This is a genomic window from Streptomyces sp. DH37 (assembly GCF_029813835.1).
Lineage (GTDB): Bacteria > Actinomycetota > Actinomycetes > Streptomycetales > Streptomycetaceae > Streptomyces.
Genome location: NZ_JARVKV010000003.1, coordinates 162,254 through 180,752, shown reverse-complemented (window position 1 = coordinate 180,752; position 18,499 = coordinate 162,254). Strand labels below are relative to the sequence as shown.

The window sequence follows — 18,499 nt, the reverse complement described above, 5'->3', positions numbered from 1 at the left end:
GGTTCCGGCCCCGTGCGGTGTGGCCGCCCCTGGACGGAGGAGGGAGCGGTCCGGCCGGGCCTCGACGGGGGGAGGGCCGCGGCGACCGCGCACCGGGCCTGGCGGGACGTCAACCGGACCTCGTGCACGCCGGAGTGCGTCCCCCGCGGAGGCGCGAGGCCCCCGCCCGTCCCCGGCCCGATCCGCCGGACGGGGCGAATGTTTCCCGTGAAACATCGCAGTACGACATATCCCCGCTCCGGCCGAACGACTGCCTTCCGGCGGACTATCGTCGTCCCATGACCCCCGCCTCCGGGCGCCCTCCCGCCCCGCCCGGTCACGCCCATGGGACCGCCTCGCGCGGGACCCCGGTCCGCCGCGACGGAGGCGAACGCCGTACGGGCCCGGCGGGCTTCGGGTAGCTCCGCCGGGACACGCCCAGCGGTCGCCGCCGAGGGAGCCTCCATGGCCCGCACCGCCCATCACCCGTCTCCGTCATCGTCCCCGTCACCGTTCCTGTCCCCGTCACCGGAACAGCAACGGGGACAGGGACGGAAGAGGGAAGAGAACAGTCACGCCGGCCCGCCGGAAGCCCCCTGGCGCTCCGCGGTCCTCCACGACCTCCGCTACAGCGCCGGGATCCTCGCCGAGGCCGCCCGCGCGTCCCGCAGGCCCCGGCCGCAGCCGGTCCGCCGCGGGGTGGAGGTCCACCGCTTCCCCCGGCACAACCGCGACCGCTCGGTCGCCCGCTGGTCCGCGGTGGAGGAACGCCGCGCCCGTCAACGGCTGCGCGCCCGTACGACGGCCCTGCGGCGGCTGGTGAACTCCGGCGCCGACGCACTGGCGCTCGACGCCGCCGACGCCCTGGACGTACCGCCGGCCCGCCACCGGCACGGTTCGCTCTGGTCCGCGTGACGGACGCCCGCCGACCGCGCGCGCTACCGGGCACCGAGGTGCCGGGGGCACCGGTCGCCGTGCCCAGCACCGCGCCCCCCGTCCACACGGAAGAGGCCCCGCCGGTCTCCCGGCGGGGCCTCTCACCTGCTGCGCGCTCGGCAGGATTCGAACCTGCAACCTTCTGATCCGTAGTCAGATGCTCTATCCGTTAAGCTACGAGCGCTTGGCTTCCCGGCTGTTTCCTTGCCGGTCGGCGTTGCGGGAACAACATTACATGACCTCCGCCCAGAGGTGAAATCCGTTCGGTCAACCCTGCCTGACCTGCGGCGATACCCCCGGAAGGGATTCCGGAGCCCCTTGGCGGCGCTCCCTCGGCCCCCGCGCCCCCGCGAAGTCCCCGGAACGGCGGAAGCCCCGGCCGTACGGGCCGGGGCTTCGGTGATCGTGATGATCGAGCGGAGGCTGAGGGATTTGAACCCTCGATGGGCTTTAAGGCCCAAACCGCATTAGCAGTGCGGCGCCATAGACCAGACTAGGCGAAGCCTCCCCACACAACCGCGTCACCGCGAGGTGTGTGTGCTGATGATGGCACAGCCCAGAGGCTGTCTCCAATCGCCACCTACGTTACCCGGCTGGCGGGTCCCCGGGCAAAGGGCTTTGCCCCTGGTGGCGGCAGGGTGGTGGGGCGGGCGGGTGGAGGTGCGCAACGGCGCGCGCGGTGACGCGTTGGAAGGGGGAGGGAAGAACCCGCGGTCCCGCGGGCCGCCCGCACACCACCTTCCGGGAGTCGCCATGCCGCGCCGTACCGCCGCCGTCCTCGCCGGGGCCGTCGCGCTCACCGCCGCCGTCTCCGCCGCGGCCTCCGTGGCCGTACCGGCCGCCGCCCGTCCCTGGCCCGTGCCCGAGCCCGTCATGCCGGCCGCCCGGCAGGACCAGCTCACCATCACCGTCGCCTCCTCCCCGGACGGCGTGGCGGCGCCGCACGCGGCGCCGAGGGCGGTGCGCGGGGGCGGGGCGCCGACCCGGCGGACGTACACCCTCGACTGCCACCCCGCCGGGGGCAGCCACCCCGATCCCCCCGCCGCCTGCGACGCCGTCGACCGGGCCGCCCAGGGCCCGCGCGACCCCTGGCGGCCCGTCCCCGAGGACGCGCTGTGCGGCCAGGTGTACGGAGGCCCGGCCACCGCCCGCGTGACCGGGATGTGGCAGGGGCGGCGGGTGGACGCCTCGTTCGAACGGACGGACGGCTGCGAGATCGCCCGCTGGAACGCCCTGGTCCCCGCCCTCCCCGACCTGGGGGAGTGACGGACGTCATACGCCGGGCCGGGTCCGCCTCCACGTTCTCCGCACCCTCCCCACGCATCCGCCGTCGCTTCCGCTACCGCTGGCCGTAGACTCCCCTCTAGTGGCACGCACGGGGGACGGCAGACCGACCGCGGTTCCGGTGCCGCCACGGAGCACCAGCTGGTCAGCAGGGAGGATGCGTCGTCGTGAGCAGCAGGCCATCCCGAGGCGCTGCTCGCCTCGCAGCCATACTCGACGCCCTGCCGGACGCGTTGCTGCTGGTGAACTGCAACGGCACCGTCGTGAACGCCAACAGCATCGCCCTGGAGGTCTTCGAGTCGCCGGGCACGGCCCTGGTCGGGCGCGGACTGCTCGACCTGCTCCCGGACTTCGACTCCAAGCTCATCCCGGGCTCGATGCGCCGTCCCGACGACGTCCCCCAGCCCCGCACCAAGCCGACGCGGATGGTGGCGCGGCGCACCGACGGCACCCAGTTCATGGTCGAGGTCACCAGCGCCAACCTGGAGGACGGGCGCACGCCCTACGAGTCCTCCTTCGAGGCCGCCTTCGCCGACCACGGCCACAGCTACACCGGCAACGAACTGCTCATGCTCGTCGTCCGCGACCTCACCGGCACCGTCGACACCGAGGCGGAGCTGGCCCGGCAGCAGCGCCAGACCGAGATGATCCTGCGCGCCGCCGCCGAGGGCGTGGTGGGCGTGGACACCGAGGGCCGGGTCGTCCTGGTCAACCCGGCCGCCGCGCAGATCCTCGGCCACCGGGCCGGCGAGCTGGGCGGGCAGAAGCTGCACCCGCTCGTCCACCACTCGCGGCCCGACGGCAGCCCGCTGCCGTGGGAGGAGACGCCGCTCGCCGACAGCCTGCGCTCGGGGCGCAAGCACCGGGTGCGCGGGCAGGTGCTGTGGACCAAGGACGGGCGCGCGGTGCCGGTCGACATGACGACCGCGCCCGTGCGCGACGGCGACCAGCTCGTCGGCGCGGTGCTCGCCTTCACCGACCGCACCGCCTACGACGCCCTCGCCGCGCGCCACGAGCAGCTCCTGGCCGTACTGGAGAGCGGGCTGCGCGGGCCGCTGGAGCAGCTCCGCGGCGAGCTGGGCGGGCTGGCGGCCGACCCGGCCGGGCAGCTGTGGCCGGAGGCGAACCAGACCCTGCACTACCTCGCCGCGGGCTACGCGCGGATGACCACCCTCGTGGACAACGTGCTCGGCTACCAGCGACTGGACGCGGGCGCCGAGAGGCTCGCGCGCGAGACGGTGCCGCTGGACGAGGTGGTCTCGGCCGGCGTCGAGGGCGCGATCGAGCTGATCGGGCCCGGGCGCGCGCAGTTCGCGGTGCACGCCCCGCCGATCGAGGTGGAGGTCGACCCGGTGCGGCTGGCGCAGGCGCTGGCCCACCTGGTGGCGGACGTGGCCGGCGTGGACGCGACCGGCAACGCACAGGGCCCCGCTTCCGGCGACTCGACGATCGTCGTCGCGGCGGCGCAGCGCGGGGACGTGGTGCGCATCGAGGTGCGCGGGCCGTACGGCGGCGGCAGCCCGGTGCACGAACCGCTGGTGCGCGGGATCGTGCGGCGGCACGGCGGTGTGCTCCAGACCCACCGGGTGCCCGGGGCGGGCGGCGACAGCGCCTACGTCCTGGAGGTGCCGGTGGGGTCCCCGGATCCGGCGAAGGCGGCGCGGCGGAAGCAGGAGGCGCAGGAGGCGCGGGGCACCCGGGGCTCTCAGGACTCGCAGGACTCGCAGGCCACCCGGGGCGGCGGCGAGACGACGGTGATGCCCGTACCGTCGCAGCCGGCCCGGGGCACGCCCGCCGCGCACGCGGCGGGCGAGGCACGGGCCGCTGCGGGCGGGGCGATCGCCCTGCCTCCGGGTCCCCAGGCCCAGGCGGAGACTCCCGCGCACCCGTCCGTGCCCGCCGCGCCGGACGGCGACAGCGGTGCCGCACCGGTCCCGGCCGGCAGCGGACGGCGCCGGGCGCGACGCGTGCTGGCGCAGGGCGGCGAACGCGCGGAGGACGGGGAGGACAGCGGCGAGCACGCGCTGCCGCGGTCGCCCGCGAACGGCGGGGGCGCGCCCGCGCTTCCCCAGCTCCCCCAGCAGGGCACCGGCCGCCGCGCCCGCCGGGCCGCCGGGCCCGAGGCCCCGGCTCCCGCCGCTCCGGCGGAGCAGCGTACGGCGTTCGCGCTGCCGCCCGGCCCGACTCCGGCTCCGGCTCCGGCTCCGGCTCCGGCTCCGGCTCCGGTCCAGCCTCCGGCCCCGCCGCAGCAGGGGCGGCAGCCCGCGGCCGAGCAGTCCCGTCCCCAGCCCCCGGTGCCCGAGGCCGCAGGTTCGGGCTCGGCCTCGGGCTCGGGCACCGGATCGGTCCCGCTCCCGGCCGCCCAGGACGACCGGCCGACCGGGCGGCGCCGCCGCGTACCGCCGGCCGAGGAGGCGCCGCAGCCGGCCGCCGCGCCCGCCGCGCAGCCGGCTCCCGTACCCGCCGAGCCGCAGGCCCCCCGGCCCGCGCCCGGACCCGAGCGGCCCGCGCCCGCCGAGCACGACCAGCCCGCCGGGCACGGTGGGCACAGTGGGCACGCCGGGCAGGGTGGCGCCAACGGCGCGGAGCAGCCCCACCAGGCCGCCGACCTCACCGTGGTCGCGGCCAGTCCCATCCTCGGCGGCGCGGTTCCGCCGACGGCTCCCCGGCAGCGCGCGCTGCCGATGCCGGGCGGCGCCGCGGCACAGCCGGAGCAGACGTCCGGCGTCAGTGTGCGCACCCTGGGGCAGGGCGTGCCCTTCGCCCGTCAGGCGGGCGAGCAGCACACCGGCCAGCACGCGATCCAGCCGCCCGCGCCGCAGGCCCCGCCCGTACCGCGGGCATCCGCGCCGCAGGCGCCCGTACCGCCCGGTGCCCAGGCGCACACACCGACGCATACGCCGACCCACACGCCGACGCACACGCCGATTCCGACGCACACGCCCGCGCAGACCAGTGCCGGACCGGGCCGCCGGCGCAAGCTCGCGGCCCCGCCGGTGGAGAAGGAGCGCGCCGCCGAGGCGGCCGCCGCCGCGGCCGCCGCCGCGCCGCCGCAGGGCCGGCCCCAGCAGCCCCCGGCCCACCACTCCCACGGCGGGCGGGAGTTCGCGATCGGCGCGCCCGAGGCGGGGGCCGAGGGGCCGGAGCACCTGGACGGCCCGGGCGGCGCCGTCGAGGTCACCGGCGGCAGCGGCCGGGCGCCGCTGCCCGCCGACGACGAGCTGCCCCCCGAGCCCCTGGACAACCCCCGGCGGCTGCTGGTGTGGCCCGAGCCGGACGTCTCCACCCAGCAGGCGCTGACCGACCGCGGCTACCGCCCCGTCATCGTCCACTCCCGCGAGGAGGTGGACGCGCAGATCGCGGCGTACCCGGCGGCCCTCTTCGTGGACCCGCTGACCGGCCCCATCACCCGTACCGCCCTGCAGTCGCTGCGTCAGGCGGCCGTCGCCGCCGAGGTGCCGGTCCTGGTGACGGCCGGGCTGGGGCTGGCGACGCGGGAGGCCGCGTACGGCGCGGACCCGGCCGTCCTCCTCAAGGCCCTGGCGCCGCGCGACAGCGAGCAGCACCCGCCGCGGGTGCTGCTGGTGGAGGAGCACGCCGCCATAGCGGACGCCATGGCCGCGACGCTGGAGCGGCGCGGCATGCAGACCGCGCACGCGCCCTCGGACGCGGAGGCGGTGCAGGTCGCGGCGCAGATCCGGCCGAACCTGGTGGTGATGGACCTGATGCAGGTGCGCCGCCGCCGCGCCGGGATCATCGACTGGCTGCGGGTGAACGGCATGCTCAACCGCACGCCGTTCGTCGTCTACACCTCGGCCGGCATCGACCCGGCCGAACTGCCCGGCCTGGCGTCCGGCGAGACGGTCCTCTTCCTGGCGGAGAGGTCCACGAGCGCGGAGGTGCAGTCGCGCATCGTGGACCTGCTGGCGAAGATAGGCGCCAACTAGGCGCCGGCCGGGTGTGCCCGGTCACGAGGTCGGTCATGAGGTCGGTCGCGAGGTCGGTCGCGGCCGGCTGATCGGCGGGCGGTCTCCGGGGCCGAGTGGCGGCGTTCGCCGTCGCGGTGTCCGGGCCGCCGCTTCACGCGGCGGGACGCCCCCGCGGGTACGGACTCGCGGGCCCGTGCCCTACCGCCAGGTCGCGGTGTCGGGGTCGATGCCGTGAGCTCGCGCGCTGGCGTCGACGATGCGGCGGAACCATGCGGCAAGGCCCGCGCGGATGCCGTCGTAGTGGGCGGCGAACGCCGGGTCGGCCTCGTACATGCGGCCGAGGCAGACCTGCATCCGCCTGGTGAGGGGGAAGTACGAGGCGAAGACCTCGCGGTGCCGCTCGACGAGCCGGTTCGCTTCCGGGCTGCCGGGCGCGACGCCGGCGTCCATCGCGTCCCCGAGGGCGCGGTCCAGGCCGGCGACGGCGTCGGCGACGGCCTGCCATTCCTCCGGGCCCCGGGAGGCCGAGCGTTCGGCGTACTGCCGCCACTGCTCCGTGTCCCCGTAGCGCTCACGGGCCCGGGCGGGCCACTCCGGGTCCCACCGGGGGCCGAAGACCGCGGCCTGCTGCTCGGCCGTCAGCAGCAGGCCGCGGTCGTGGGCGTCGATCATCCGGTCCAGTCCGGCGCCGAGCCGCCGGAGGCGGTCGATCCGTTCGGCGACCCGGGCGCGCTGCGCGCGCAGCGCGCCGGGCACGTCCGCGGCCGAGTCGTCCAGGACGGACCGGATCCCCTCCAGGCCGAGGCCGAGCTCCCGGTAGACGACGATGCGGTGCAGGCGTTCCAGGTCACCGGCGGTGTAGAGCCGGTACCCGGCGGCCGTGCGCAGCGACGGCCGCGCCAGGCCGATCTCGTCCCAGTGGTGCAGCGCACGGACTGTCACGCCCAGACGCGCCGAGACCTGACCGACGGTCAGGCCGTCGGCGTCAGCGGCGACGGGCATGCTCCTCCTCGTCGCCGCGGACGGAGTCCGGTGGGGTGATCCCGACGGCCTCGAGGTTCCGCGCCTCCTGGCCGGCCGGATCGAGGGGCTTCGCCGCGGTGAGAACGATCCGCGCGTTCTCGGGGGTGGTCACCGTCACATCGCGGGTGTTCCAGGGGGTGTCCCGCGGACCGTCGACCGAGTCCGGGCGCAACGCGCGGCAGGCCTCGACCAGGGAGTCGACCTGGCCGAGCACGCACGCGAAGCCGACACCGATCGCCGGCGGCTGCTCCGGAACGCTCTGCGCCGGTACGAGGAGCACGTCCTGGAACGCCCAGCGGCGCAGGTGCACGAGCCTGCCGGGGATCTCGAACAGCTCGAAGAACCCGAGCCCGCGAACCCAGAAGTCCGCCGACGCCGCCAGGTCGTCGGTGGGGATCGTCACGAACGCGGGCATTCCGTAGATGCCGCGGAACGGCTCCGGCGCGACGGCGTCCGGGCCGGGAGGGGGCACGGGACTCATCTCGAAGGCGTTGTAGTGGTCGCTCATGCGCCCCACCTTCCGGCCTCACGCGGCGTGAGGGTCAAGTCGAATCCGTGCATCCCGCTCCGTCCCGGCGGTGCGGCCGACGCCACGGCCGGGTGCAGCCGGGCACGGCCGGGTGCAGCCGGGCCGGGCAAAGGCTCCCGGAGCCGGACGGCACCGCCGTACGCGGTGCCGTCCGTGGTGCCGTCCGTGGTGCCGTCCGCGCCCGTCGTCGCGCTCGCGGTCAGAGCTTGGTGACGTCCAGCGCCCCCTGCGCGTACTGGGCCCGGATCACCTTCTTGTCGAACTTGCCGACGCTCGTCTTCGGCACGGCCGGGATCACCGCCCACCGCTCGGGGAGCTGCCAGCGGGCGACCTTGTCCGAGAGGAACTCGCGCAGCTCCTCGTACGTGACCTCCCCGGCGCCCTCCTTGAGGACGACCGTGGCCAGCGGGCGCTCGCCCCACCGCTCGTCGGGCACGGCCACGACGGCGGCCTCGGCGACGGCCGGGTGGCCCATGAGGTGGTTCTCCAGCTCCACGGACGAGATCCACTCGCCGCCGGACTTGATGACGTCCTTGGCCCGGTCGGTCAGCGTCAGGTAGCCGTCGGGGGTGATCACACCGACGTCGCCGGTGCGCAGCCAGCCGTCGGGGCTGAACTTGTCGTCGGGGCGCGTGGGTTCGGCGTCCGCGCCTCCGTAGTACGCCCCGGCGATCCAGGGGCCGCGCACCTCCAGCTCACCGGCGGACTCGCCGTCCCACGGCATCTCGCTGCCGTCCGGGCCGATCAGCCGGGCCTCGACGGAGGCCGGGAAGCGGCCCTGGCTGATGCGGTACGGCCACGCCTCCTCGTCGCTGAGCCCGGCCGGCGGGTGGGCGACGGTGCCCAGCGGGGAGGTCTCGGTCATGCCCCAGGCGTGGGTGACCGTCACGCCGTACTTCTCGCCGAACTCCCGCATCAGGGAGGGCGGGCAGGCCGAGCCGCCGATGGTGACGTTCTTCAGGGAGGAGATGTCGCGCGGGTTGGCGGCCAGCTCCGCCAGCAGCCCCTGCCAGATGGTGGGCACGGCGGCCGAGTGCGTCGGCTTCTCGGCCTCGATCATCGCGGCGAGCGGGGCGGGCTGGAGGAAGCGGTCGGGCATCAGCAGGTTGACGCCGGTCATGAAGACGGCGTGCGGCAGGCCCCAGGCGTTGACGTGGAACATCGGCACCACGGGCAGGGTGGTGTCGGCGTCCGTCAGGCCCATCGACTCGCCCATGTTGACCTGCATCGAGTGCAGGTAGACGGAGCGGTGGGAGTAGACGACGCCCTTGGGGTCGCCGGTGGTGCCGGAGGTGTAGCACATGGCGGCGGCCGTGCGCTCGTCCAGCTCGGGCCAGTCGTACCTGGTCGGCCGGCCCTCGATCAGCGCCTCGTACTCGTGGACGGCCGGGCGGCAGCCCTCCAGCAGGGAGGTGTCGCCGGGGCCGACGACCACCACGTGCTCGACCGGCTCCAGCTTCGGCAGCAGCGGCGCCAGCAGCGGCAGCAGCGAGCCGTTGACCAGGATGACGCGGTCGGCCGCGTGGTTGACGATCCAGGCGAGCTGCTCGGCGGGCAGTCTGAGGTTGAGGGTGTGCAGGACCGAACCCATGGCCGGGATGGCGAAGTACGCCTCGACGTGCTCGGCGTTGTTCCACATCAGGGTCGCCACGCGGTCGTCGCGGGCCACGCCGAGCTCGTCGCGCAGGGCGTGGGCGAGCTGGGCGGCGCGGTCGCCGATCTCGGCGAACGTCCTGCGGTGCGGCTCGCCTTCCCCGGTCCAGGTCGTGATCCGCGACTTTCCGTGCACCGTGCTTCCGTGTCGCAGAATGCGCGAGACGGTCAGCGGTACGTCCTGCATCGTGCTCAGCACCGGGGCCTCCCGAAAAGAGATATACGGGCGCTACGCGGCGGTAACGCGGTCGTTGCCCGGAAGCCTGCCACCGACCGGTCGGTATGTCACTAGCCCGGAGCCCGATACGTCGCCGTCTTTCCACCCCGTCGCGCCGCCGTGCCCCCTACGCGGCGACCGCCGTCTCCTTCTCGAAGCCCCCCGCGTCCCTCAGCTCCCTGACGTCTCCCGCGCCTCTCCCGCCACTCCCCCTCGCGCCCTTCGCCACCTTCGCGCCTCTCACGCCCTTCCCCGCCCCGCCCGGCACGTCCGCCAGGAGCTGCGCGTCCTCCCGGAGCTTGGCCAGCGCCCGCGACACCGCGCTCTTGACCGTGCCGACCGAGACCCCGAGCACCGCGGCGGTCTGCGCCTCGCTCAGGTCCTCGTAGTACCGCAGCACCACCATGGCCCGCTGCCGGTCCGGGAGCGCCAGCACCGCCCGCCACACCGCGTCGCGCACGGCCTGCTGCTCGGCGGGGTCGGGGCCGGGCACCGGTTCCGGCTCGGGCAGCTCCTCGCACGAGTACTCGTCCACCCGGCGCTTGCGCCACTGCGAGGTGCGCGTGTTCACCAGCGCGCGGCGCACGTAGCCGTCGAGCGCGCGCTGGTCCTCTATTCGCTCCCACGCCAGGTACGTCTTGGTCAGCGCGGTCTGGAGCAGGTCCTCGGCGTCGCTCGGGTTGGAGGTGAGCGAGCGCGCCGTGCGCAGCAGCACCGGCCCGCGGGCCCGTACGTACGAGGTGAACGTCAACGGCGCCACGGTCGCGGCCGTCCCATGCGTGGTCATGGCTCAACGCTAGGAGCCCGCGCCCCCGCTGGGATCGGCCCCAGGTCCCGATGCCGGGTCCCCCTCAGGTCGGAGGCGCGGCGCCGCCTCCACCCCCCGGAGGGGGAGGGACCCCCGTACCGCCTCGGGGTCCCCCGCGTACGTCCGCGCGCACACGGCAGCGCGGCCGCACCGAGTGCGGCCGCGCTGACCCATCCCTTCTCCCGGGGCACCGGCCCGGTTCCCCGCCCGGCCGGCGCCCGTCGGCTCAACGGAGCCCGTGAAGCGCGTGCACCACCACGGCCCCGAACCGGGTGATGCGGGTACGTGCCATGTTCTGTCCTTCCGGAGCGTGTTCCTGATCTCGCAGCGACGTCGCGCACTCAGACTGCCCGCCGGAAACCTGGCGAACCACCCACAACACCGCATCCACTCGCAAGAATGACGACGTGTCGATAAACCTCCCATGCAACCGCAGAACCCCCTGTCACTCTTCCGCAGCAGCGGCGGCACCGCGGCCGGCCCGCCCGGCGAGACCGCCGGGGGCGTCGACCGGTTCGCGGAAGTGGGGAAGACTGGCGGACGAGCGGGGAGGGGATGCCGTGGAGTTCGTGGTGTTCATGACGCTGCCGGGACTGGTCATCCTGCTGACCGCCGTGGCCTTCGTCGACCGGGTGCTGCTGCCCCGGCTCGGCAGGGGGCGCGGCGGCAGGGTCTCGGCGACGGGCTTCGAGATGCTCCACGCGAGCCTCCTGCCCGGCAAGGAGCACGAACTGAAGCAGCGCCGGACGGTGGCGCTGATGCGCGAGGAGGAGGGCGACGGCGCCCCTCCGCACTCGACGGTCGACCTGAGGCGCGGCACCGCGGTCATCCGTCCGCGCGACCTGCCCTGACCTCCGCCCCGGGGGAGGGAGGCCGCGCGGGTACGAGTGGATTCGCCGGGTGGGCGGGGCGGTTCGAGGACGAGCGCGAGCGCAGGCGCGCCCAGGGGGATCCCGGCTGGGAGCGGGGCGCCACCTCCACCCGGCGGTGCGGAGCGGTGTCCAGCGCGTCCAGGCGGGCGAGGACGGCGACGGCGATCCGCTCACCTCGGACGCGGCGGGCCGCATCCTGGCCGACGAGCAGCGCCACGTACCGCTCCACTGCGAGCGGCTGCACGCCTCCCTCGCCCGACTTCCCGACCCCCTGCGCCGCCTCGGCCCCGGGCCTGTGGCGGCTCCTACTCCTCGCCGCCTGCCTCGTCGTCGCCACCGGTCACGACCCGGCACTGCGCCGCCTCGGCCCCGGGCGCCGACGCTCCGTGGCCGACGTCATGGCCTCGTCCCGCACGGTGATCCCCGCGGTGCTGGCCCCGCGTACGGCCGCGCAGACGGACACCCGGCCGGGCACCCGATCGGGCACGGCAACCTGATCAAGATGTAGCGGATACAGCACCACAGTCGGCTGACCACCGCCTTACAAGTTCGGTCTATGCCTGCCCCTGGGGCTTCTGAACTCCATTGGAGACCGCCCTCAACATGGCCGCGCACCGCCATAGCCTCGATATGCCGCATGACTGCAATGGCCTCATCAACGCCCGCGGAGGTGATGGCAGGGCGCCACCCGCGTACTGCCAGGGGTGCGGACAAGTGCGGAGCGAGAGCGGCTCGGCCGCCTTAGCCGCGGAAGCGCCAGTGGTTCGCACTGCCTTCCGCCGAGAAAGGACAGCTTGCGACTTAGACATGGGATGATCCTCCTACCCGTTATGAATCGTGGGGGACCATGCACTTGACGAGGGAAGTGCGCCAGCAACTGCTGCACCAGAACGAGGACTTCGAGGTGAACACCAGCTACTCAGGAAAGAACATCACCGAGTACCGACGGTACCGGATCACGGCAGGGGAGTTGCACATCCGCTCCAGCGGCAAGACGTCATGGGCAGACAGCCGCTTCGACCACGAATACGTCGCCACCGACGAGCAGACGCACCGGTTCCTGCGGGAACACCTGGCTGCATTGAACGCTGACGGGTTGTAGGAGAAACTCAAAGTCGATCACGTAGCGCCCCCGCACCGAGGTCTGGTGCGGAAGCGCTGTCGTGCGCGGTCTGAGGGCCGCCACTTCGCGATACTCGGGGGACGGCCCAGCGTTGATCATCGCGTGGGCGGGTCGACCGAAGGCGGAAACTTACAGTGCGGCCCATGTGAACCTCAGCCGACGACAGTCGGCCACGACGGCAGGCGCGCCGACCGACTACGCACGCGTGTGCCTCGCTGGACCCCGCCAGCCTCGGCCACGCTGCCAGATTGTCGACCAGAGCAAGCCGCGCCAGTCGGACCGCAAGAGACGTCCCTTTAGGTCCACTTTGTCTTAATTTCTCGGCTTGGGAACCTGCGAGCACTCGGGGCCGGAGCGAGCACTGACCTGTGTGAACGGCTCTGGTACAGCCCCATCGGGCTGGTTGCTTTCACAGTGGTCTCCAGTTGCTCCTTGCTCTGTCTGGTGTGCTTGTGGGGTGGTGCGTAGACGAACGAGGGCGCACGACTGCTCCAGCCATGACTGCTTGATTCACCCAACTTAGCTGCGCCGAGGGGTGGGTCTGTGCGCTAATAACCCCGTGGACTGCTCAGGATCAACGACCCGCAGAGAGTCATGTCATGCAGCGGCGCCGCTGCCCGGCATAGGCCCTGCTACTCAGGCGATGCCAGTGCTTGGCGGACTACGGTCGCCGGGCCATCGATCGGGCGTTCCCATGCGCTGGCGTTGCTGCCAGAACTGCTGCACCTGTCACCTTGCATTTGCTCGTCAGAGTTATTGCATCCTGTCCCCAGGGTACGAGATATTGCACGTATCCCTGAGTGAAACTTAGAGCAGTCATAGTACCCCCTTGGAGCCCCAAGCGCAGATATATAATGAGCCATGAAGCAGCAAAATCGAAACCTACCAGTGGGCAAGGAATGACAAATAACTCCACCGAGTCGCTAACGGCTAACGTCTTCGAAGAGCGCGCCGAGTACCTGTCTAAAGGTGAACTAGCGGCATGGACAGCGTCGACCAAAGCAGATAGAGCCATCCTTGCGAAACTCAAAGGTCCAGGCGCGAAACTGCTCATTGGTCCACGAGGGTGCGGTAAATCCACCCTGCTGCGCCGCGCTTATTTTGAGTTGCAAGAGGAAGCGGCACATCTCGGCGTCTACGTTAATTACAGCAAGTCCCTTGCATTGGAACCTCTGTTTCATAAGGCGGCGAACGCTCTGCAGTTGTTTCGCCAATGGGTTCTACTCAAGATTGCCGTTGGCGTTAAGGAAACCCTAGAGGAGGGTAATCGCGAAATCCCCCATACACTAGCAGAACTGACAAGTGACGCTCAGGCATATATCAAGACCCTAGAGGCGGGGACTGCAAGCTCTATCCCGGACGTCTACACCACGCCTACCGAACTACTGCATGCCCTGGAATCATGGACGCAAGATAGTGGAATGAAGAGATGTGTCCTACTCCTGGATGATGCGGCACATGCTTTTTCGCCAGACCAGCAACGGGAATTCTTCGAGATCTTCCGAGAGCTTCGTTCGCGGACAGTTTCGGCGAAGGCCGCTGTATATCCAGGCATCACGAGCTACTCGCCGAATTTTCACGTTGGACATGAGGCCGAGCTTGTCGAGTCCTGGCTTCGTCCGGACGAAGACGGCTATCTCGAAGTTATGCGCGAAATCGTAAACAGGCGCATTCCAGCCTCTCACTTGAAAAGACTTAAGGGGCGTGAGGAACTAATTGACTACCTCGCCCTGGCCTCCTTCGGATTGCCGCGCGGCTTCCTAGTCATGCTTTCGCAGCTACTAGGAGTTGAAGAGGATGAAACCCATAACCCTACACGAAAAATGGCGGAGACTGCAATCTCCGATCACGCTGCCTCTGTCCGTCAAATTTTCAGCACCCTCGCCGGCAAGCTTCCCCGGTATAAGCACTTCGTAGATTTCGGACAGGAGTTGGAAGCGGGTTCCGTTCGTCAGTTGCAGAGCTTCAACTCAGCCAGACGTGACCGTTCTAAGGCGACAGTTGTCGCCTTTCGTGAGCCGATGGATGCAAAGCTAACCAGGATGGTCGCCATGCTGGAATATGCAGGCATTTTCCGAGATGCCCATACGGTATCGCGAGGCGTGAAAGGCGTGTTCCATCGCTACATGCTCCATTATGCGATTCTAATCGAAGGGAATGCACTCAGCCTTGGCAGGGCTTTTGCTGTTTCGGATATCATTTCCGCACTAGTTACGCGCGACGCTCATGCCTTTTCGCGACTGCAGCCAAGTAATGTCCTAGGTGTAGATTACGAAGATAGGTGCACCTTGGACCTACTTCCATGTCAAAATTGTGGGGCGCCGCGCTATTCTGAAGATGCACAGTTTTGCATGAAATGCGGTCGTCAACTAAGAACAGCGTCAATCTATGAAGAGCTACTCAAGGCTCCGATCGACAACCTTCCCCTACCGAAGAAAAAGCGTGACGGGCTGCTCAAGTACACCGAGATTCGAACCGTTAACGATATTCTACTTGACGAGGAGAATGCGCAGATTCGTGGAGTTCCATACATTGGCCCGGTTTGGGCAAAGCGAATCAAGAGCTACGCGCAGGAGTTCGTAAGTGTCTAAAAAGCGCAACGTGAAATCCTCGGCGGCCTGGGAGAGGGTCAATCTGCCGCCCGAGAGCACAGACACAGAGTTCTCGGCGTGCTGCGTGAAATCTGAGATCGGCGACAGCCCCATCGACGCATTCTACGGAAGTCTGGGCGATGTTCTTCGCCTTGGACTCCCTGATGACCTCGCAAAGAACGACACCCTTGGCAGACTGCTGGCGCTGGGAATTGTCACAGGGACAGAAGCCTACTTCAGATCTATCTTTTTAGGTCTAATAAATACTTGCCCTCTCGTTAGAGATAAGGCCGCTGACCAACTGATTGCCCTAGGGGCATTTGACTACTACGGACCCAGTAAGCTGGGAATGGGACTGTTTGAAGGTGTTAGTTTTGCTAGCGAGTCTGAGATTAAGAAGAGAAGTGGGGCCCTTCTAGGTTTTTCATGGCAACCTAATAGCTCTCTCGGGATTGCTCTTAGTAATTTCGATGTCGTGTGTCATATTCGCCATGCGAGTGTGCACTCACACGGCGTTCTAAGTCGAGGAAATGCTAAAGCATTAGGCTTGAAAAGCAAGGAAGAGGCGACGCAGATCGTCCTAGATTTCGCCCACTTGCAAAAAATTGCACTCATATGCACTAGCGCTGTACGCGAGTTCAATCTGATGCTCTATAAGGCGACAATTGAAAAATGGATTCAAAGCAAGTTTCTTGTTGGGGCATGGAGTGCCGACAAAGATCTGATGCGAAGAGGTTTCGATCTTTTCCGTTCCAGAGTGGATGGGACGTCTCCGAGAGACGCCTACCGGTCCTACCTAGCTCTGCAGCCATTGATTCGGCAGAGATGGGCGCACGGGAATGCAAGAAGATAAACTGATTGCGGTGGTACGGCTCTGGGGTGGCGCTGCTTTGTGGCGCGAGCAATCATATGGTCCCGTAAAGTCATGGAGCCGACCGCCCCAGTCACGGCGTACCTCTTCTTTCTCGTAAGGCGACTTGTTGCTGTACGTGCGGCACAGGTGTCGGCCGAGCTGGAGCGGGGTGGAGACAGGAGCGCAGGCTCGGTGGGGAGCCGGGCCGCGCGCGGCGAGCAGAGCGAGCCGCCTTAAACCCGTAGAGAAGGTTGTTACTCAGTGGGGTGGTTGGGCTTTTCCGGTCCCGGTAGATGCTTGACGCTTCGGTACCAGCTGATGGTTGACCGTGGCTGTGTTCAGTTTTTCTGCGAGCGTCATTACAACGTGCAGCAGGAGGCTGGGGTCGAGATGGTGAGGGGACCTGGTGTGCCGCCTCGATGATTCCTCAGGCACGGAGGATTGAGGGTGCCAGCGTCCTTGCGCGGTCGTGGAGGTCGCGGGCGGTGCGGTTGCGCAGGTGGGGGCGGATCAGGGTGACCATGGTGCGGATGCGGTCGTCCGCCCGTCCGCTCTGGACATGCGGGTACTCGTCCAAGGCCGAGTGCCAGGTAGCGGACGCCTCTTCGAGGTGTCCAAGCCGCATCTGCCGTTCGGCGACGGTTGCCAGGCGTAGCACTCGGGTCCTGCGGTACACGGGCTCCCGGAGCCGGTTAGATTCGGTCATGGCTTTGATCGCCCCGCTGGTGTCTCCGAGTTCGTGCCGCACCTGGCTCGTGTGGTACGCAAGCGCGGCGGGGTCGTAGGAGCCGAAGGTCTTCGCTCGTGACTCGGCCTTCTCCATTGCCACTTCCGCGTCGCGCAGGTGGGCCAAGGCGGTGCGGCGGTCGCCGGTCTGGGCGGCGGCGTGGGCCTGTTGTCCGGCGAGGAAGGCGCGCATGCGCGGCCCGGCCTGGGGTGAGGCGGCGGCTGCCGCGTCGGCCAGGCGCAGCGCCTCCGGGCCGTGGCCGAGGTCGACGGCCTGAACGCTCATGCCTCGCAGCGTGGTGCAGTACGTCAGGTGGTCCTCGGCCGCGCCGGCCAGTTCCAAGGCCTTGAGGTAGTACTGCTGCGCCAGCCCCTGCAGGCCCTCGGCCACCGCCATGTAGCCGGTGAGGTAGCACAGGTCGGAGGCGGCCGAGAGCATGTCCTTGCGCACCGGCTCGGGGGCGTCGGCGCGCAGGTAGGCCGCCACGGTGTTGACGATGAACGAGGCGGCCATGGGCCGGGCGTGACGGCCGCCGAACTGGTCGTCCAGTTCGCTGATGCGCTCGGTCATGGCGACCACCATGTCCACCTCCGGCCGCCCGATGCGGGAGGCGCGGCCGGCCCGTACCGCCTCCATCCGGCCCACCACGTCCTGCCAGTCGGGGACGGTCAACGCCACGGAGAACAGGCCGACGCCCAGAACGCTCCTGCGGGATGGGTCCATGTCCGTCCTCCCGAGGTTCATCAGTCCTTCCACGGTATCCGCGCCACAGCTCGCCTCCTCGGCCTCCAAACCGATCTCGGCCAGCGTGACCGGCCTGCGCAGCCGACGGGAGAGGGCCTCGCGGATGAAGGGCCGTACGGCCTTGCGCGGTCTGGTGCCGCTCAGCCAGTGGCTCACGGCCGACTCGTCGTACCGCAGCGGCACCCCCGCCTCCGCCCCGATACGGTTGAAGGCCAGGGCGAGTTGGGACTGCGACCACTGGCTCTCGGTCAGGACGCGCCGCAAGCCCTCGTTCGGCTTCCTGGCTCCCATGTCCACTCCCCCGCATCCACGCATCTTTCATGGGTTTCACGCGCTGCCGCTCCACCCACGGTACCGCCGAGAGTAATCGCACGGTTACGTATCCGTGAGTACGGAACCGAGCGTCAGGAAGGGCGTATATGGGCGGGGCGCCTTCTCACAAAGGGTCGAGGAGCGGATCGGGGAGGGGCGTGCGCGCTCTGCGGACGGGCGCGGGGATTACGGGGTGCGCCCGGTGGGGGCGGAGGGAAGCCCGGCGGAGCCCGCCGCCACGCCCGCGCGACCGCGCACCGGCCGGCTGAGCACGGTTCCCTACATCGCCTCGTGGAGCCAGGAGCGGATGCGCCGCCCGCCCGTGGTGCGGCGGGTGGGGGCGGAGGGCGAGGGGATCGGTTTCGCCGGGGAGTCCGCGTACGACCGGGACGGGCGCGGAGTGCTGTGGATGAGGCAGACCCTCGCGCGGGGCAAGGGGCGTCCCCAGTACTACACGGTGCACACGCTGCGGCAGCGCAGGGCCATGCGGCGCATGCTCTGCCGGGTGTGCGGCGGGCCCACCCCGGAGGACGGTCCGCGCCTCTTCGTGCTGCGGGACGTCGGCCGCCCGGTGGAGGAGAGCGAGCGGACCACGGCGCCGCCGGTGTGCGTGCCCTGCGCCCGGATCTCCGTACGGGAGTGCCCGCGGCTGCGGGAGGGGCACGTCGCCGCGCTGGTGGACCGGCCGTACGCCTGGGGCGTGGCCGGGATCGTCCACCACCCGGTCACGCTGGAGCCCCTCGACACCGCCCTGCACGAGGTGTCCTACGAGGACCTCGCGATCCGGTGGACCCTGGCCCACCGGCTGGTCGTGACGCTGCACGACTGCGCCCCCGTGGACCTAGACGCCCTCTGCGCGTGAGCCGGGCTGACTGCCGTGACGCCCTGCCCGGTCGTCGGGCGGGGCGGGTCCGGCGTC

Annotated in this window: 12 protein-coding genes, 2 tRNA genes and 2 pseudogenes; 9 read left to right on the top strand and 7 right to left on the bottom strand. The window is 70.3% G+C overall.

The features are described from left to right. Positions 1–678: 678 nt before the first annotated feature. Positions 679–894 (top strand): hypothetical protein, encoded by a 216-nt coding sequence (locus tag QC029_RS02935; protein WP_279553719.1) that lies wholly within the window; start codon positions 679–681, stop codon positions 892–894. Positions 895–1,026: 132 nt separating this feature from the next. Here the strand turns inward: QC029_RS02935 and QC029_RS02930 are convergent. Beyond that, positions 1,027–1,099 (bottom strand) — tRNA-Arg (locus QC029_RS02930). A gap of 233 nt (positions 1,100–1,332) precedes the next feature. Further along, positions 1,333–1,423, bottom strand: a tRNA-Ser gene (locus QC029_RS02925). 245 nt (positions 1,424–1,668) lie between these two features. On the opposite strand from QC029_RS02925, the gene QC029_RS02920 reads away from it, so the two are divergent. Then, a complete protein-coding gene (locus QC029_RS02920) occupies positions 1,669–2,181 on the top strand; it encodes an SSI family serine proteinase inhibitor (protein WP_279553718.1) in 513 nt (170 codons plus the stop codon). Positions 2,182–2,366: 185 nt separating this feature from the next. Further along, on the top strand, positions 2,367–6,146 hold the full coding sequence (locus QC029_RS02915; RefSeq protein ID WP_279553717.1) for a PAS domain-containing protein: 3,780 nt from the start codon (positions 2,367–2,369) through the stop codon (positions 6,144–6,146). Positions 6,147–6,326: 180 nt separating this feature from the next. Here the strand turns inward: QC029_RS02915 and QC029_RS02910 are convergent, their stop codons facing one another. The 4 genes and pseudogenes from QC029_RS02910 to QC029_RS02895 form a co-directional block, all read right to left on the bottom strand. After that, the gene (locus QC029_RS02910) at positions 6,327–7,130 is read right to left on the bottom strand and encodes a MerR family transcriptional regulator (RefSeq protein WP_279553716.1); all 804 of its coding nucleotides are present in this window, start codon (positions 7,128–7,130) and stop codon (positions 6,327–6,329) included. Then, positions 7,114–7,659, bottom strand: a complete 546-nt coding sequence (locus tag QC029_RS02905) for a VOC family protein (RefSeq protein ID WP_279553715.1) — start codon at positions 7,657–7,659, stop codon at positions 7,114–7,116. The genes QC029_RS02910 and QC029_RS02905 overlap by 17 nt, the downstream gene beginning before the upstream one ends. A gap of 220 nt (positions 7,660–7,879) precedes the next feature. Continuing rightward, positions 7,880–9,532 (bottom strand): long-chain fatty acid--CoA ligase, encoded by a 1,653-nt coding sequence (locus QC029_RS02900; protein WP_279553714.1) that lies wholly within the window; start codon positions 9,530–9,532, stop codon positions 7,880–7,882. Between the two features lie 295 nt (positions 9,533–9,827). Continuing rightward, positions 9,828–10,337 (bottom strand): annotated as a pseudogene (locus tag QC029_RS02895) (SigE family RNA polymerase sigma factor); the annotation flags it as partial. A gap of 581 nt (positions 10,338–10,918) precedes the next feature. Here QC029_RS02895 and QC029_RS02890 point away from each other — a divergent pair. From QC029_RS02890 to QC029_RS02870, 5 genes and pseudogenes are all read left to right on the top strand, one after another. Continuing rightward, positions 10,919–11,209 (top strand): DUF6191 domain-containing protein, encoded by a 291-nt coding sequence (locus QC029_RS02890; RefSeq protein ID WP_279553712.1) that lies wholly within the window; start codon positions 10,919–10,921, stop codon positions 11,207–11,209. After that, positions 11,206–11,727: pseudogene (locus QC029_RS02885) on the top strand (hypothetical protein). The gene QC029_RS02890 and the pseudogene QC029_RS02885 overlap by 4 nt, the downstream one beginning before the upstream one ends. 368 nt (positions 11,728–12,095) lie before the next feature. Then, complete coding sequence (locus QC029_RS02880; protein WP_279553711.1) at positions 12,096–12,332, top strand: hypothetical protein; 237 nt, start codon at positions 12,096–12,098, stop codon at positions 12,330–12,332. A gap of 875 nt (positions 12,333–13,207) precedes the next feature. Beyond that, entirely contained in the window at positions 13,208–14,944 is a 1,737-nt protein-coding gene (locus QC029_RS02875; RefSeq protein WP_279553710.1) for an AAA family ATPase, read from the top strand. Further along, on the top strand, positions 14,937–15,797 hold the full coding sequence (locus QC029_RS02870) for a hypothetical protein (RefSeq protein WP_279553709.1): 861 nt from the start codon (positions 14,937–14,939) through the stop codon (positions 15,795–15,797). Before QC029_RS02875 ends, QC029_RS02870 begins: the two co-directional genes overlap by 8 nt. Before the next feature lie 427 nt (positions 15,798–16,224). On the opposite strand, the gene QC029_RS02865 is transcribed toward QC029_RS02870, so the two are convergent. After that, a complete protein-coding gene (locus QC029_RS02865; RefSeq protein ID WP_279553708.1) occupies positions 16,225–17,559 on the bottom strand; it encodes a tetratricopeptide repeat protein in 1,335 nt (444 codons plus the stop codon). Between the two features lie 223 nt (positions 17,560–17,782). On the opposite strand from QC029_RS02865, the gene QC029_RS02860 reads away from it, so the two are divergent. Beyond that, entirely contained in the window at positions 17,783–18,442 is a 660-nt protein-coding gene (locus tag QC029_RS02860) for a hypothetical protein (RefSeq protein ID WP_279553707.1), read from the top strand. The last annotated feature ends 57 nt before the right edge of the window (positions 18,443–18,499 follow it).